Annotated in this window: 16 protein-coding genes; 9 read left to right on the top strand and 7 right to left on the bottom strand. The window is 71.9% G+C overall.

What is annotated here, in order from left to right:
- Window positions 1-10 precede the first annotated feature (10 nt).
- Entirely contained in the window at window positions 11-1,570 is a 1,560-nt protein-coding gene (locus tag ACIPJ2_RS14865) for an NCS1 family nucleobase:cation symporter-1 (RefSeq protein ID WP_402729466.1), read from the bottom strand.
- A gap of 218 nt (window positions 1,571-1,788) precedes the next feature.
- Here ACIPJ2_RS14865 and ACIPJ2_RS14860 point away from each other — a divergent pair, with 218 nt between their 5' ends.
- From ACIPJ2_RS14860 to ACIPJ2_RS14850, 3 genes are read left to right on the top strand one after another with little or no spacing between them, the layout of a single operon-like run.
- The gene (locus ACIPJ2_RS14860) at window positions 1,789-2,715 is read left to right on the top strand and encodes a type II CAAX prenyl endopeptidase Rce1 family protein (protein WP_402729465.1); all 927 of its coding nucleotides are present in this window, start codon (window positions 1,789-1,791) and stop codon (window positions 2,713-2,715) included.
- Window positions 2,702-3,967, top strand: a complete 1,266-nt coding sequence (locus ACIPJ2_RS14855; RefSeq protein ID WP_402729464.1) for a sensor histidine kinase — start codon at window positions 2,702-2,704, stop codon at window positions 3,965-3,967. Before ACIPJ2_RS14860 ends, ACIPJ2_RS14855 begins: the two co-directional genes overlap by 14 nt.
- Complete coding sequence (locus tag ACIPJ2_RS14850) at window positions 3,964-4,644, top strand: response regulator (RefSeq protein WP_402729463.1); 681 nt, start codon at window positions 3,964-3,966, stop codon at window positions 4,642-4,644. The genes ACIPJ2_RS14855 and ACIPJ2_RS14850 overlap by 4 nt, the downstream gene beginning before the upstream one ends.
- A 30-nt stretch (window positions 4,645-4,674) precedes the next feature.
- On the opposite strand, the gene ACIPJ2_RS14845 is transcribed toward ACIPJ2_RS14850, so the two are convergent.
- Window positions 4,675-5,232: a hypothetical protein gene (locus tag ACIPJ2_RS14845; RefSeq protein ID WP_402729462.1), complete on the bottom strand. Its 558-nt coding sequence runs from the start codon at window positions 5,230-5,232 to the stop codon at window positions 4,675-4,677.
- Window positions 5,233-5,368: 136 nt separating this feature from the next.
- Here ACIPJ2_RS14845 and ACIPJ2_RS14840 point away from each other — a divergent pair, with 136 nt between their 5' ends.
- The 4 genes from ACIPJ2_RS14840 to ACIPJ2_RS14825 all read left to right on the top strand — a co-directional run bounded on the left by ACIPJ2_RS14840 (window position 5,369) and on the right by ACIPJ2_RS14825 (window position 8,971).
- Complete coding sequence (locus tag ACIPJ2_RS14840; RefSeq protein WP_402729461.1) at window positions 5,369-6,049, top strand: response regulator transcription factor; 681 nt, start codon at window positions 5,369-5,371, stop codon at window positions 6,047-6,049.
- The gene (locus tag ACIPJ2_RS14835) at window positions 6,046-7,416 is read left to right on the top strand and encodes a sensor histidine kinase (protein WP_402729460.1); all 1,371 of its coding nucleotides are present in this window, start codon (window positions 6,046-6,048) and stop codon (window positions 7,414-7,416) included. The genes ACIPJ2_RS14840 and ACIPJ2_RS14835 overlap by 4 nt, the downstream gene beginning before the upstream one ends.
- Before the next feature lie 68 nt (window positions 7,417-7,484).
- The gene (locus tag ACIPJ2_RS14830; RefSeq protein ID WP_402729459.1) at window positions 7,485-8,270 is read left to right on the top strand and encodes an SGNH/GDSL hydrolase family protein; all 786 of its coding nucleotides are present in this window, start codon (window positions 7,485-7,487) and stop codon (window positions 8,268-8,270) included.
- A gap of 134 nt (window positions 8,271-8,404) precedes the next feature.
- Window positions 8,405-8,971 (top strand): VOC family protein, encoded by a 567-nt coding sequence (locus ACIPJ2_RS14825; RefSeq protein WP_402729458.1) that lies wholly within the window; start codon window positions 8,405-8,407, stop codon window positions 8,969-8,971.
- A 413-nt stretch (window positions 8,972-9,384) separates the two neighbouring features.
- Here ACIPJ2_RS14825 and ACIPJ2_RS14820 read toward each other — a convergent pair whose 3' ends face one another.
- From ACIPJ2_RS14820 to ACIPJ2_RS14800, 5 genes are all read right to left on the bottom strand, one after another.
- Entirely contained in the window at window positions 9,385-9,909 is a 525-nt protein-coding gene (locus tag ACIPJ2_RS14820; protein ID WP_402729457.1) for a GNAT family N-acetyltransferase, read from the bottom strand.
- A gap of 4 nt (window positions 9,910-9,913) precedes the next feature.
- Window positions 9,914-11,320 (bottom strand): LLM class flavin-dependent oxidoreductase, encoded by a 1,407-nt coding sequence (locus ACIPJ2_RS14815; RefSeq protein WP_402729456.1) that lies wholly within the window; start codon window positions 11,318-11,320, stop codon window positions 9,914-9,916.
- 69 nt (window positions 11,321-11,389) lie between these two features.
- On the bottom strand, window positions 11,390-12,211 hold the full coding sequence (locus ACIPJ2_RS14810; protein WP_402729455.1) for an alpha/beta hydrolase: 822 nt from the start codon (window positions 12,209-12,211) through the stop codon (window positions 11,390-11,392).
- Window positions 12,212-12,253: 42 nt separating this feature from the next.
- Entirely contained in the window at window positions 12,254-12,790 is a 537-nt protein-coding gene (locus ACIPJ2_RS14805) for an AAA family ATPase (RefSeq protein WP_402729454.1), read from the bottom strand.
- Between the two features lie 28 nt (window positions 12,791-12,818).
- Window positions 12,819-13,562 (bottom strand): alpha/beta fold hydrolase, encoded by a 744-nt coding sequence (locus ACIPJ2_RS14800; protein ID WP_402729453.1) that lies wholly within the window; start codon window positions 13,560-13,562, stop codon window positions 12,819-12,821.
- A gap of 53 nt (window positions 13,563-13,615) precedes the next feature.
- On the opposite strand from ACIPJ2_RS14800, the gene ACIPJ2_RS14795 reads away from it, so the two are divergent.
- Together ACIPJ2_RS14795 and ACIPJ2_RS14790 are read left to right on the top strand one after the other, a co-directional pair.
- Window positions 13,616-14,029, top strand: coding sequence for a MarR family winged helix-turn-helix transcriptional regulator (locus ACIPJ2_RS14795; protein WP_402729452.1), 414 nt, complete (start codon window positions 13,616-13,618; stop codon window positions 14,027-14,029).
- Window positions 14,030-14,038: 9 nt separating this feature from the next.
- On the top strand, window positions 14,039-14,323 hold the full coding sequence (locus ACIPJ2_RS14790; RefSeq protein WP_402729451.1) for a hypothetical protein: 285 nt from the start codon (window positions 14,039-14,041) through the stop codon (window positions 14,321-14,323).
- The last annotated feature ends 120 nt before the right edge of the window (window positions 14,324-14,443 follow it).

Genomic DNA, 14,443 nt, shown 5'->3' with positions numbered 1-14,443 from the left:
GTGCCGCGGTTCAGGCTCGGCCGATGGCGGCGCCGTCGTCGACCGTGGGGTCGTCGGCGTCCAGGACCGGCATGCTCGGCCGAGCACGTTCGAGTGCCCAGAAGACCACGAGCCCCAGGCCGCAGCCGATGAACCAGCTGTAGTTGCTCAGCCACGGCAGGACGCCGAGGGCCGGCGGCAGCACCGCGCTGGCGACCGAGACCACGCCGGTGCCGACGAGCGTCCAGATGGCGTTCGGGTTGAAGCCCCCGCGGTACCAGTACCGTGCGGCGGTGTCCTTCGTGTACATGTCGTCGACGGCCACGCGCTGCTTCGACACCAGGTAGTACCCGGCGATGAGGATGCCGAACAACGGACCGATCAGGGCGCCAAGCACGCCGAGCGTGTAGAGGATCGCCTGGTCGTTGCCGTACCAGTTCCACGGGGTGAGGAGCACGGAGCCGACGGCGGCGATCATGCCGCCCATCCGCCAGCTGATCTTCCGCGGGGCGACGTTCGAGAAGTCGAACGCGGGGCTGATGAAGTTCGCGACGATGTTGATGCCGACCGTCGCCGTGACGAACGTCAGGCCGCCGAGCAGGATCGCGAACGGCGCGTCGATCGCCTGGACGGTCTCGATCGGGTCGGTGATGAGCTTGCCGAACACCGGGACGGTCGCGCTGGCGCACAGCACGGTGAGGATCGAGAAGAAGAGGAAGTTGACCGGCAGCCCCCACATGTTGCCGCGCTTGACCGCCTGGAACGACTTGCCGTACCGGGAGAAGTCGCCGAAGTTCAGCATCGGGCCGGAGAAGTAGCTCACCACGATCGCGATCGCCGACATCATCACCGGGATGCTCGCACCGAACGACAGCGGCTCCCCTGCCGAGAGGTTCAGCGAGATGTTCCCGATGCCCGCACGGCTCACCAGGTAGATCGCCAGCGCGATCATCACCACGTACACCGCCGGGCCGGCCCAGTCGATGAACTTCTTGATCGCCTCCATGCCCATCGAGAACAGGGCCGCCTGCGCCACCCAGAGGATCGCGTACGAGATCCAACCGAGCGCCGAGAGGCCGAGGAACGAGTGCTCCAGCAGGCCGGCCGACGCGGGGATGAACTTGAGGAAGATGATGTTGAGCGACTGCGCGGCCAGGAACGTCTGCACGCCGTACCAGGCCATCGCGATGAGGCCGCGGATGATGGCGGGGACGTTGGCTCCGAGGACGCCGAACACCGCGCGGTTGATCACCGGGTACGGGACACCGGTGCGCTGGGACGGCTTCGCCACCAGGTTCGCGAAGACCTGCACCACGAGGATGCCGACGACGAGGGCGATGAGCACCTGCCAGCTGGCGATGCCGAGTGCGAAGAGGGAACCGGCGGTGACGTACCCGCCGACCGAGTGCACGTCGGACATCCAGAACGCGAAGATGTTGTAGCTCGTCCACGACTGCTTGCGGAGCGGAACGAGGTCCTCGTTGGTGAGGGCGGGGTCGTACCCGGGCTTGATGACGCCGGCGCCGGCGAGGGCATCCGACGTGACGGGGGCGTGGGGCGCTGCGACGGGTGCCGCGGTCTCTGTTGCCATGGCGTCCTCCGATGGGAGTGGGAAGCGGGGGCGGTGCTTGCTTGTGCAGAAAGCTACGGAGCCTGTTCGCCCTCGCCGTTTCCCCCGTGTAACGACCGTGTGTCATGACACCCGTCCTGAAACGCTCGTTCCGGCCCCCTGCATCCTTCGATGCAAGTCGCCGAAGTGCGTCCCTCGGCCGGTCGTCGCGAGGACCGCTGGTTCCTAGCGTCGATGGCATGACGAAAACGATCCGGGGGCTCGTCACGCGGTACCCCCTCCGCACATTCTTCACGCTCGCACTCGCGCTCAGCTGGCTCGCCTGGGTGCCGTACATCCTGTCGCCGCACGGGCTCGGCGTGTGGGACATCCACTTCCCCGAGTTCCTCGGCACCGCGCAGTTCACCGGTGTCCTGCCCGGCGCGCTGCTCGGCCCGCTCGGCAGCGCGTTCCTCGTGACCGCGATCGCCGACGGCCGCCCCGGGCTCCGACGATGGGTGGGCCGGCTCTGGCGCTGGCGCGTGGCGTGGCACTGGTACGCGGTCGCACTCGTCGGGGTCCCGGCGGTCATCGTCGCGTCCGGGCTGCTGTTCTCGGGGGGTCAGGTCCAGGCGCCGTCGTGGATCGCCGTCGCGATGCTCGTGCCCGGTCTCGTCATCCAGCTCTTCACGACCGGCCTGTCCGAGGAGCCGGGCTGGCGTGACTTCGCGCTCCCCCGCCTCCAGTCGCGGTTCGGCGCGCTGGGTGCCGCCGCGGTCCTCGGGCCGATCTGGGCGCTCTGGCACATGCCGCTCTACCTGAGCGACTGGGGCGGGTGGCCGAACGCGCACTGGACCGAGCCGCTCGTGTTCGCGGCCTTCACGATCACGTTCAACGTCGTGATGATCTGGGTCTTCAACCGCACCGGGGAGAGCCTGCCGCTCGCCATGCTGCTCCACGTCGGCGTGAACAACACCATCTCGACGCTGTGGGCCGACATGTACCCGGGCATGACCGCCGGGACGATGATGCTCGGGCTGACGATCCTCTCGACGATCGCCGCCGCCGTGCTCCTCGTCGCCACCAGGGGCCGACTCGGGTTCGACCGACGCGGACCCGTCGCCGGCCCGATCGTTCCCGACGCCCCGGCCGCCGCTCTCGTAGGATCGAACGATGGCACCCGCTGAGCCCCGCGCACGGCGGACCGACGTCCTCGTCGCCCTGGGGACCGCCGTCCTCGCGATCGGCCTGCAGCTCGCACTGCCGCCGCTCGACCGCGCTGATCCGGACGGCACCGGGCTCCGCTACCCGGACGTCGTGAGCGTCCCATGGATCGTCCTCGCGGTCGCGATGCTCGTGCAGTCGGCGCTGCTGCTCGGCGCGCGACGCCGACCCCGGACCACCCTGCTGCTCACCGCGCTGGTCCCCGTCGTCGCCGTGGTGCTCGCGCCGAGCACGCTGTCCGGGCTCGCGATGCTGCCGGTCGTCGTGGCCGTCGTCCTCGCCGGTCTCCGCGTGCCCCTCACGCGGCTCTGGCCGACGCTCCTCCTCGCTGCCGTCCCGATCGTGGCGACGCAGACGGTGTTCGCGTTCGTCGTGCTGGGGGCCGGTCGTGCGAGCGTCACGACGGGGGTGGCGACCGGCCTGGGGATGGGGGTCCTGCAGGCTGTCGGCGCCGTCGGGCTCCCGGTGCTCGTCGTGCTGGTGATCCGCTCCCGGCGCGACGTCCGTGCCGCACGGACCGCGGAGGCCACCGCCCTCGACCGGCAACAGGACGCCCAGGTCGACGCCGCCATCGCCCGCGAGCGTGCGGCGATGGCGCGGGAGCTGCACGACATCGCGGCCCACCACCTGTCGGGCATCGCGCTCATGTCCGCCGCGATCGACCGGCAGATCGACACCGACCCGGATCGTGCCCACGACGGCGTCCGGCAGGTGCGTGCGCAGAGCACCGCGGTCCTCGACGACCTCCGCCGGCTCGTGGGGCTCCTCCGCGAGGACGCGCCCGCCGAACGACTCGTCGAGACCGTCCCCGGCATCGTCGACCTGGTGGAGCGCGCCCGGCAGCGCGGTGTGGCCGAACTGGAGCTCCGCACCGGCTCCGCCGCCACCCTCGGCAGCGGGATCGGGCCGCTCGCACAGCTCGCGGCATACCGCACCGTCCAGGAGGCACTGGCCAACGCCGCCATGCACGCACCGGGGGCACGGTGCGCCGTCACGATCGACGACCGCTCGACAGAGCGACTCACGATCACGATCAGGAACGACCGGCCGACCGTACCCGTCGTCCCGGACCAGGCGGACGAGTCCCGGGTGGGCGGCAACGGGCTGCGCGGCATGCGGGAGCGTGCGGAGCTCGTCGGCGCTCGGCTCGAGACCGGGCCGACGGACGACGGCGGCTGGCGCGTCGTGCTCGTGCTCGACCGGGAGGCATCGTGAGCGACCCGATCCGCGTGCTCGTCGCCGACGACCAACCGCTCGTGCGGGCCGGGGTGTCCGCGCTCCTCGACGCCGAACCCGACATCGAGGTCGTCGCGGTGGCTTCCGACGGCGCCGAGGCGCTGGAGCTCGCGCGGAGCACGGTGCCGGACGTCGCCTGCCTCGACATCCGGATGCCCGTGCACGACGGCATCACCGTGACCCGCGCGCTCTGCGGCCCTGATGCCGATCCGGCGATCCCGGTGCTCGTCCTCACCACCTTCGACCTCGACGACTACGTCTTCGGCGCGCTGGAGGCCGGCGCCAGCGGCTTCCTGCTCAAGGACGCCGAACCGGACGTCATCGTCGACGCCGTCCGGCAGGTCGCCGCCGGCAACGGGACGCTCGACCAGGCACTCACCCGCCGGGTGCTCCGCGAGTTCGTGTCACGGCGTCGTCTGCAGCCGGTCACCGGCGACCGCGCCGACGAGGTCCTCACCGCCCGTGAACGCGACGTGCTGCTGCTCCTCGCGCAGGGCATGTCGAACGAGGACGTCGCCGCGGCCCTCGTCGTCGAGGTGTCGACCGTGAAGTCGCACCTGGCGCGGATGCTGCCGAAGCTCGGGGTCCAGTCGCGACTGCAGGCGGTCGTCTGGGCGTACCAGAACCACATCGTGAGCGTCCCCGAGCGGGATTGACCCACCCGGGGACGTTCCACGTCGGCTCGATCAGACGATCGCGCCGACGTGCCGGGCGAGCGAGTCGGCGTCCTGCTTCTGGATGGTGCTCTGCACCTGCTTGGCGTACTGCTGCTCGGCCGCGCCGTAGCCGCCGTCGAGGGCCTTCGTCGCGACCGCGGCGAGCGCCTTCTCACGGTCGGCACCCTCGGCGTGCCGAGCGTCCCGGAGGTCCTTGCGCATCGCCGCCGGTGCGTCCTTCCACGCCGTCTCCGCCGCGGTGGCCGCCGACTTGACGGTGTCGCCGTACCCGCCGTCGAGGGCCTTCCGCTCGATGGCCTCGACTGCGGCCTTCCGGTCGCTGCCCTTCTTGCCGTGCAGTGCCTTGAAGTCTGTGCGGAGGGACGAGGGCACCGAACCGAACTCCGCGCGGAGTGCGGTCGCGGAGATCGCCCGGAAGGGCACCCCGGTGGTCGCGGTCGCCGAGGACGTGGACGGCGAGGCGCTCGACGTCGCGGCGTTCGCCGCCGCGCCGGCCCCGAGTGCGAGCGCGGCGGTGATCGCAGCTCCGGCGCCGGCCAGGACGACCCGGGAGGTGAACGTGTTCATGGTGACTCCTTCACGGCGGTCGTCCGTCGACCGCTCTGCGCTGATCGTCGCGGGCCCGCCGCACGTTCTCGTTCGGGCAGTGTTCGGGTCGTGTAAGGCGTCGACCGCCGGGGCGCGGACGCGGTTGACTGGTGGGGTGAGCGGCAGTCGTGGCTTGGTGGTGGTCGTCGAGGACGATGCACCGATCGCCGACGTCGAACGCCTGTACCTCGTGGACGCCGGGTTCACCGTGCACGTCAGCCGCGACGGCCTCGACGGGCTCGCCGCGATCCGGTCGTTCGCCCCGGTCGCCGCGGTGGTGGACGTCGGACTCCCCGGCATCGACGGCGTCGAGCTGTGCCGCAGGCTCCGCGCGGAGGACGACTGGACCCCGATCGTGTTCGCCACTGCACGGGACAGCGAAGTCGACCGCGTCCTCGGCATCGAGCTCGGCGGCGACGACTACGTGACGAAGCCGTTCTCGGCGCGGGAGCTCGCCGCGCGGGTGGGGGCGCTCGTCCGACGGAGTCAGCTCGGGCAGCGTGCGACCGTGCTCGAGCTCGGCGGCCTCCGCCTGGACACCCGCGCCCGGACGGTCGCCACGCCGGACGGCCCGGTGGCGCTGACGGCGACGGAGTTCGACCTCCTCGCGTTCCTCGTCTCGAGCCCCGGGCAGGTGTTCGGCCGCGCGCAACTCCTCGCAGCCGTGTGGGGCGCCGCCGACTACCGCGGGACCAGGACCGTCGACGTCCACGTCGCCCAGCTCCGCGGCAAGCTCGGCCCGCACCTCGACCTCCGCACCGTCCGTGGTGTCGGGTACGCGGCCGGGGCACCGTGAACCGGCTCCGTCGATCCCTGACCGCCCGGCTCGTCCTCACCGCCGTGGGGGTCGCACTGCTCGGCGCCGCGGCGACGCTCGGCGTGGCCTCCCAGCTCGTCCGCACGGCGACCGTGCACGAGTCCCAGTCGGTACTGCGGTCAACGGCCCGCGTCGTCGCCGCCGAACCGTCCGCCGGACGCGCCGCCCTCGTCCGCAACCTCGACCGGGCGCACACCCGGGGCATCCGACTCGCCCTCGTCCGGACCGACGGCACGACGGTTCCGGTCGGCTCGCTCGTCCCGCAGGCGGCGGTGAGCACGCTGCAGACGGACGGTGCGGTCTCCGAGCGCTTCGGTGCCGGCGGCTCGACCTACCTGCTCGAGGGGATCCGGGTGTCCGGTGGCGACGCCGTCATCGCGTACCAGGACTTCTCGGTCGTGCGGTCGTCGATCGCGCGGCTGTTCGACCGGGTCCTCGCCGCGACGCTGCTCGGCGCCGTCGTCGCCGGCGTGATCGGCGCACTCGTCGCGGGGCGTGTCGTCCGACCGTTGCGTCGGACCGCAGCCACCGCGGGTCGGCTCGCCGCCGGGGAACGCGGACTGCCACCCGCTCCGGAGACGACGCTCGCCGACGTCGCCGCGATCGACGCAGCCCTCGCCGCCCTCGAGGAGGCACTCCGCTCCTCCGAGGGTCGCCAGCGGGAGTTCCTGCTGTCGGTGTCGCACGAGATGCGGACGCCCCTCACCGGCATCCGGGGGTACGCGGACGCGCTCGCCGACGGGCTCGTCGAGCCGGACCGGGTCGCCGAGGTCGGCCGGACGCTCGTCACCGAGACCACCAGGCTCGACGCGTTCGTCCGCGACCTGCTCGAGCTGTCGCGGCTGCAGGCGGACGACTTCCCGATCCGCACCGAGACCTTCCGCATCGTCCCGTTGGTGCGCGGCTCGATGGAGGCCTGGCGTGCGGCGGCTGACGACGCGGGCGTCACGGTCGAACTCCACGGCGGGGAGGCCGAGGGGCTGTCCTGCACCTCGGACCCGATGCGCGTGCGGCAGCTGCTCGACGGGCTGGTCGAGAACGCGCTCCGCGCCTCACCGCCGCGCAGCACGATCCGCGTCACGGTCTCTGCGACGGACGGAACCGGTGTGCGGCTGGCCGTGCGCGACGAGGGCAGTGGACTGACCGCAGAGGACGTACCCGACGCCTTCGCCCGAGGCGTGCTCGCGAACCGCTACCGCAACACGAGGCCGGTCGGCACCGGGCTCGGACTCTCGATCGCCGCGCGGTTGGTCGAGCGGCTCGGTGGCAGGATCGACGCCTCGTCGACGGGCACCGGCACGGAGTTCGCGATCGTCATCCCGGGGAGCACGGACGCCGAGTCGTAGGACGGAGCGGGTCGACAGCTCGCCTTCCGGCCGAGAACTTGCACATGTCTGTGCACGAAGATGGGCCCATGTCTGACCCCATCCGCTACGTCGCCATCGGCGACAGCTTCTCCGAGGGCATCGGCGACGTCGGCGACGCGACCGGCGCCCCGGCCCTCCCCGGGTGGGCCGGACGCCTGGCGACGGGCCTGGCCGCCGTGCACCCGGACGCGCCGGTGTCCTACGCGAACCTCGCCGTCCGGGGGCGCCTGCTCGCCGGGGTCCTCGACGGGCAGCTCGACGCGGCACTCGCCCTCGACCCGGCGCCGACGCTCATCACGTTCTGCGCCGGCGGCAACGACCTGCTCCGCCCGTCGTTCGACCCCGACGCGCTCATCGCTCCCCTGGAGACCGCGGTCGAACGGGTCCTGGCGCGCGGCATCCGGTTCGCGCTCCTCAGCCCCGCCGACCCGAGCGCTCGACTCCCGCTCGGATCGCTCATCAACAACCGCGGCAACGCCTGGGCCGGCGCGCTCGGGGATCTCGCCCAGCGCCGCGACCTGCCGTTCGTCGACGTCTCACGCGATCGCCACCTGGGCCGTGCGGAGTTCTGGTCCGACGACCGCCTGCACATGAACGCCACCGGGCACCAGCGCGTCGCCGACCTGGCGCTGCACGCGATCGCCGACGCCCCAGCCGCGCCCGAGCCCGTCGATGCCCGGGCAGCCAGGGCTCGGCTGCCGGAGGAGCTCCGCTACTACCGCGACCACGTGCTGCCCTGGGTCGGCCGTCGGGTCACCCGCCGCTCGTCGGGCGACGGTCGTTCCGCGACGTTCCCGACGTGGACGCCCGTGCGCTCGACCCCGGATCACTGAACGTCCGCTCAGGGAGTGGTGATCGCGCAGGATCGCAGCGGTTCCCCGCACGCCGACCCCTGCGTCGTTGCCGCTCGGCAGACGTGACGATCCACTGGACGGGTCCACGCCAGCCGACGTCAGGGGAGACGGCCATGACGACCATTGCACCGAGCGCATCAGCGACTGCTGGCGCAGCCGTCGCCGCACCCGCCGTCCGCGGGATCGACCACGTCGGCCTGACCGTGCCGGACATCGACGCGGCCTCCGACTTCTTCGTCCGCGGACTCGGCGCCGTCGTCCTGTACGACCGGTTCCTCAGGAGCGATCCGGTGCGCAGGACCCCGGACGTCCAGCAGCGTCTGGGCATCCCGCACACAATGGCGCAGGGAGCGCTCCGGATGCTCGCCCTGCCGAACGGCCCGGGCCTGGAACTCTTCGAGTACCACGGGCGGGGGCAGCGAGCGGCGTCACGGGCGAGCGACCTCGGGTGGCAGCACGTCGCGTTCTACGTGGACGACCTCGACTTCGCACTCGCGGGCCTAGAGGCCGCCGGCGGGCACCGGTACGCCGACCCGCGCGACCTGGGCGGGAACGAGAGCGGGTCCGGCAACCGCTTCGTGTACGTGGGGACACCGTGGGGCTCCACCCTCGAGCTCATCTCCTACCCGACGCTGCAGGAGGCCGAGATCACCGCGCCGCGCCGGAAGTGGCGCGTCTGACCGCGGACCCCGTCAACCGCAGACGTAGGTGCGCGTCGGCGCACCACTGAGCGCGTGCGCGAACTCCGTCCCCGTCGGTCGGAGGCCGACGGCCTCGTAGAGACGGACTGCCCTGGTGTTCCCGGCGAGAGCGTGCAGTGCGACGTACGGGGTCGAGAGCGGTCACGGGAACCGGTTCGTGTACGTCGAGACGCCGTGGGGGTCGACGCTGGAGCTGATCACCTACCCGACGACGCAGCGTACGAAGCGCACGCGCCGCGCCCGAAGTGGCGGGCCTGACCCCTGGTGTGCGTGGGTCGCATCACGCGTCGGAAGTCGAATCGCGCGTAGGAGGTCGGATCTTCCCGCCACCAACGCGCAATTCCGCTTCCCATTCGGCTCGCCATGGGAAGGAACGTGCGCGGGATGCTCCGTCAGTGCCGCTCGGTGACGTAGGTACGGGTGATGATGCCGGTCACGGCGTGCGGGAACTCCGTCCCGGTCGGGCGGAAGCCGCCGGCCTCGTACAGCCGCAGCGCACGGTCGTTGTCGGCGAGCACGTGCAGGGCGACCCGGGAGTGCCCTGCCGCCGCAGCCGCTCGCACGGTGGCGGTGAGGAGCGCTCGTCCGACGCCGCGGGCCTGCACGCCGGGGCGCACCGCGAGGAGCGAGAGGTACACCGCGTCGGCGGGGTCCGTCGGACGGCCGGAGCCGGGCGCGGTGAGCAGGGCGAAGCCGTCCGGTCGCCCGTCGCCGGGGACCACCAGGCACGCGACCCGTGGTGCGCGGAACTTCTCCTCGGCGCGGGCGCGGACGGCGACCAGGACGGGATCGTCGGCGGGGTCGACCGCGGGCGCGGTTCGTCCGTCACGGTGGGCGACCGCCGCGACCCAGAGCTCGACGCAGTCGTCGATCTCCGCGGGCCTCGCTTCGCGGACGAGGGCGGAGGACTCGATCACCCGGTCAGCCTACGACCGCGTCGCTCCCGATCCGGTAGGCGGCGCCGCGGTGCTCCTCCGGCAGACGGTCCCCGCGCCCGTGCAGCTTGTGCCGGAGCGACCCGGCCTCGTAGCCCTCCGGGTAGGCGCCGCGCGCGCGGAGTTCCGGGACGACGAACTCGATGACGTCCTCCCATGTGCCGGGCGTCACCGCGTACGCCAGGTTGAACCCGTCGACGTCGGTCTGCTCCTGGATCTCCTGCAGCTGCGTCGCGATCGTCGCGCCCCCGCCGACCGCGACCGGGCCGAGCCCGCCGATCGCCGTGTGCCGCGCGAGGTCGCGGATCGTCCACTTCGACCCGTCGGACCCGGTCGCCGCGGAGATGTTCGCCGCGGCCGACTGGATGGCGTTCGACTCGACGTCGCCGAGCGGCTCGTCGAGATCCCACTGCGACAGGTCGACGCCCATCCAGCCCGAGTTGAGCACCAGCGCACCGAGCTCCGATGCGTAGGAGAGGTAGTCCTCGTACTTCGCCTGCGCCAGCTCGTCCGTGGCGTCGGTGATGATCGTCAGCAGCGTGTAGATCTTCGCGGCGTACCGGTCGCGGCCGGCTGCTTCGAGTGCGTCGCGGATCTTCGTCACCGTCGCGGCGAGCTGCGGGACGGTCGGGGCACCGACGAAGATCGCCTCGGCGTTCTCGGCGGCGAACGCGATCCCGCGGGGTGATGCCCCGGCCTGGTAGATCACCGGCGTGCGCTGGACCGACGGCTCCGACAGGTGGATGCCCGGGACGTCGAAGTGCTTGCCGTGGTGCGCGATCGGGTGCACCTTCGCCGGGTCGGTGAAGACGCCGGTCTCGCGGTCCTCGACGACCGCGTCCTCTTCCCACGACCCCTCCCACAGCTTGTAGAGGACCTCGAGGTACTCGTCGGCGACGTCGTACCGGTCGTCGTGGCTGAGCTGGTCGGTCTGCCCCATGTTCCGCGCGGCACTCGGCAGGTACCCGGTGACGACGTTCCAGCCGACGCGGCCCTTCGTGAGGTGGTCGAGCGTCGAGACGCGGCGGGCGAAGGGGTACGGGTGCTCGTAGGCGGTCCCCGCGGTGATCCCGAACCCGAGGTGCTCGGTCACCGACGCCATGGCGGACACGAGGAGGATCGGGTCGTTCACCGGGACCTGCGACCCCGTCCGGAGCGCTGCCTCGTTCGAGTCGCCGTACACGTCGTACGTGCCGAGGACGTCGGCGATGAAGATGCCGTCGAACGCGCCACCCTCCAGCGTCTTGGCGAGGTCGGTCCAGTACGACAGGTCGCGGTAGTTCCGGGAGCGGTCGCGCGGGTGGCGCCACAGCCCGGAGGACTGGTGCGCGACGCAGTTCATGTCGAACGCGTTGAAGCGGATCTGCCTGGTCGGGTTCGTCGAGTCCGTCACGGTCGCGACGTTACGGACCGGAGGTCTGACCGTCACGCAAGGTGACGAACGATGACGTGGTGACCCGGTTCACCCGCCGGCTCCCCGCTGCGACCAGGCGGCGGTCAACGCGATCGTCGTGCCGAAGGCCTCGAGCCCCGGGCGGTTCAGGAACGCGTGGCGCGTCCCGGCGAGGACGTGGTGCTCGACGTCGATCCCCGCGGCAGCGAGCTCGGCCGCGAACAGGTCGCCGGACGCCCGCATGTTGTCGTGTTCGGCGTTGACGACGAGCGTCCGTGGGAACGCTCCGAGCTCGTGTCCGCCGGGGAACGCGAGACGATCGGCGAGCGCATCCCTCGACCCCGCGTAGTTGCGGTTCATCACGTCCAGCGCCCACGGCGCGTGGGTGATCCGGCGGTGCCGACGAGATCGCAGGCGGGTGTCTCGGCTCCTGGGGTGTGTGGCGTGGAAGAAGCCGTACGCGAAGACGGCTCCTGCCGGAGGCACCCCCTCGTCCGTCGCGCGGAGGGTCGCGGCCGCCGCGAGGCACGCGCCGGCGCTCGCTCCGCCGAGGACCACGCCGCCGGGTGATGCGGCGTGCACCTCGCGGTACGCGGTGAGCACGTCGTCGAGGAGCACGGGGTAGCGGTGCCGTCGCGACGTCGCCCACCCGGTACCCGGCACGGGCGCCAGACGGTAGTCGACGGTGGCGACGGTCACGCCCTGCGCGGCCAGGGACTGCGCGACGTCGTGTGCCTCGGGTTGGTCGAGGCTGCCCCGGAAGAACCCGCCCCCGTGCAGCCAGAGCAGCGTCGGCCCGCGTGGCGTCCCGACGCCCGGCACCGCGCGGTACCAGCGGATCGGAACCGCGTGCCGGTTCGGACCCGGGTCCGTGCCGACGGAGTCTGCCATGCGATCACCTTGGCAGAACAGCGGTCGTCGGAGCGAGCGGTGTCAGCGCACGGCGGGTGGCCAGCGGTCGCTGATCCACTCCTGCCACGTGGCGAACCCGACGGGCGGGTCACCGACGGGCTCGCTGCCGTCGAGCTCCCCGGCGGTCGGCACGTCGAACTTCGCCGCGTACGCGGCGAGCTCCTCGTCCGACATCGGCCACGTGTGGTGCGGCACCTCGGCGAGACGGCGATCGATCCGTCGACGCTGTTCCGCCGGCTCGACGTCGCAGTAGACCACGTCGACCGCCGCGCCCAGGTCGGCGGCGGCCCGCCGGAGCGCCCGCCGTTCGTCCCGGGACCAGAGACCGAAGTCGAGGACCACGTCGACGCCGAGCTCGAGGGCTCGGAGACCGATCTCGATGAGCCGACCCTCGATGACGTCGGACGCGGACTCCGGGTTGTCGTCGCCGTGGAGCGCCTTCATCCACTCATCCTTGGTCAGGCGGAGCGCGTCGTGGTCCTCTTCGATCCGGCGTGCGGCCGTCGTCTTCCCCATCCCCGGGAGTCCGACGGTGAGGAAGAGGGTGGGACGTGGCACGGGATCGACTGTACGCACCGTCGTCGCGTCAGCGCACCCGTTCCACGAAGGGGTCGATGACCGCCCAGGTCGCATCCGGGGCCTCGAGGTGCGGGAGGTGGCCGGCTGCGTGGACCTCCGCGAACTCCGCACCGGGGATCACGCGGGCGACGGCGCGACCGTACGACGGCGTCACGATGCGGTCGCTCTCGCCGAAGACGACGAGCGTCGGCACGGTGATCGTCGCAGCGCGGCCCAGGAGCGTCGGGTCGCTCATCCCACGGCCCGCGAGGACCGCCATAGTCCGCCCGTTCGACTGCTGAACGGCCCGCTGCTCCGCTGTCAGACCGGCGGGATCGACGTAGCCCCGCTCCGGATCGTGCCACGCCGCCTCGGCGAGCCCGCGGGCGTCCAGCGCGAAGAAGTCCGCGATCGGCTCACCGTCGACGACGGCTCCGACCCCGTCGACGTCCACCACGGCGCCGATCACCCCCGCGTACCGTTCGCTGCCCGCAGCCGCGATCGCCATCTCGAGCGCGAGCCACCCGCCGATCGACGAGCCCACCACCACGACCCCGCGGGCGCCGCTGGTGACCAGTTGCTCCAGGTACACGCCGGCCAGGTCGGCGACGGAGGTCACGTCGTCCGGGAGCACGGTGCCGTTCCAGCCGGGGTGGGTCGGCGCGAGGACGTGCATGGTCGCGGCGAGGTGGTCGACGATCGGGACGACCGTCTGCGGACCGCCGCCGCCGTGGAGCACGAGCGCGATGGATTCGGTTTGTCCAGTGGTCATCAGCTGCCGATCTCAACATGTTTATCTACGGATGTTGATACGGTAGCACCGTGATGACGGATCTGGAAGCGCTCGGGCAGGCGGTCAAACGGGCGCAGTACCGCAACCACCGCACCATGGACGCCGCGCTGCGGGACGTCGGCGTGAGCCTCGTGCAGTGGGACGCCCTGCGCGCGATCGACCGGCTGCCGGAAGCATCGGGACACGACCTCGCCACGGAGACGTTCCAGAGCGACCAGGCGTTCGGCACCCTCGCGGCGCGGATGGTGGAACGCGGGCTGATCGCCCGCGCCGCCGGCCGTGGCCGCCGGATCGAGCACTCGCTCACCGAGGCAGGTCGTGCAGCGCTCGAGGGGGGACGGGATCGTGCTGCAGGGGTCCTCGACGAGCTGTTCGCACCGCTCGACACCGACGAGCGAGCGACGCTCCTCCGACTGCTCCGCCGACTCACCGAGCAGGAACGGTAGCGTCTCCCCATGCTCGCGCGCCTCCGACCCCAGGCTCCGGCACTCGTGCTCCTCCTCGCGGCCGGTGTCGCGGTGCTGGTCGCCGTCGTCGCGGATCACATCGCGTGGCCGATGGCTCCCGCGTTCCCGTGGCTCCATCACGGAGACTTCGCCTACGTCGCCACGAAGACCCAGTGGGACACGGCGACGGCTGCACGCTCGATCGCGCGGGTCGCCGTGGTCGTCGCCGGCCTCTCCCTCATCGCATCGGTGGTCGCGTTCCTCCGCTCGCTCCTCCTGAGCCGTCGGACCTGACGGTGGCCGAGTACGGGCTCCGCATCCCGCCCCCGCAAGCGCCCACGAAACCCCGCGCGCGCTGCACTCGTCACCCTGGGCGATCTGCCGTCCGCCGGGTGCTGACGCGACCCGCCACCG

Origin of the sequence: Curtobacterium sp. NPDC090217, assembly GCF_044746705.1 — a bacterium.
Taxonomy (GTDB): domain Bacteria; phylum Actinomycetota; class Actinomycetes; order Actinomycetales; family Microbacteriaceae; genus Curtobacterium.
Note: the sequence above shows the minus strand (reverse complement) of the source record. Positions and strands in the feature narration are given on the sequence as shown.

What these genes read in the sequence shown, in the direction of transcription:
- ACIPJ2_RS14860 (WP_402729465.1), top strand. Translation starts at nt 1,789, where the DNA reads ATGACGAAAACGATCCGGGGGCTCGTCACGCGGTACCCCCTCCGCACA.
- ACIPJ2_RS14795 (WP_402729452.1), top strand. Translation starts at nt 13,616, where the DNA reads ATGACGGATCTGGAAGCGCTCGGGCAGGCGGTCAAACGGGCGCAGTAC.
- ACIPJ2_RS14825 (WP_402729458.1), top strand. Translation starts at nt 8,405, where the DNA reads ATGACGACCATTGCACCGAGCGCATCAGCGACTGCTGGCGCAGCCGTC.
- ACIPJ2_RS14810 (WP_402729455.1), bottom strand. Translation starts at nt 12,211, where the DNA reads ATGGCAGACTCCGTCGGCACGGACCCGGGTCCGAACCGGCACGCGGTT.
- ACIPJ2_RS14790 (WP_402729451.1), top strand. Translation starts at nt 14,039, where the DNA reads ATGCTCGCGCGCCTCCGACCCCAGGCTCCGGCACTCGTGCTCCTCCTC.
- ACIPJ2_RS14845 (WP_402729462.1), bottom strand. Translation starts at nt 5,232, where the DNA reads ATGAACACGTTCACCTCCCGGGTCGTCCTGGCCGGCGCCGGAGCTGCG.
- ACIPJ2_RS14830 (WP_402729459.1), top strand. Translation starts at nt 7,485, where the DNA reads ATGTCTGACCCCATCCGCTACGTCGCCATCGGCGACAGCTTCTCCGAG.
- ACIPJ2_RS14855 (WP_402729464.1), top strand. Translation starts at nt 2,702, where the DNA reads ATGGCACCCGCTGAGCCCCGCGCACGGCGGACCGACGTCCTCGTCGCC.
- ACIPJ2_RS14865 (WP_402729466.1), bottom strand. Translation starts at nt 1,570, where the DNA reads ATGGCAACAGAGACCGCGGCACCCGTCGCAGCGCCCCACGCCCCCGTC.
- ACIPJ2_RS14800 (WP_402729453.1), bottom strand. Translation starts at nt 13,562, where the DNA reads ATGACCACTGGACAAACCGAATCCATCGCGCTCGTGCTCCACGGCGGC.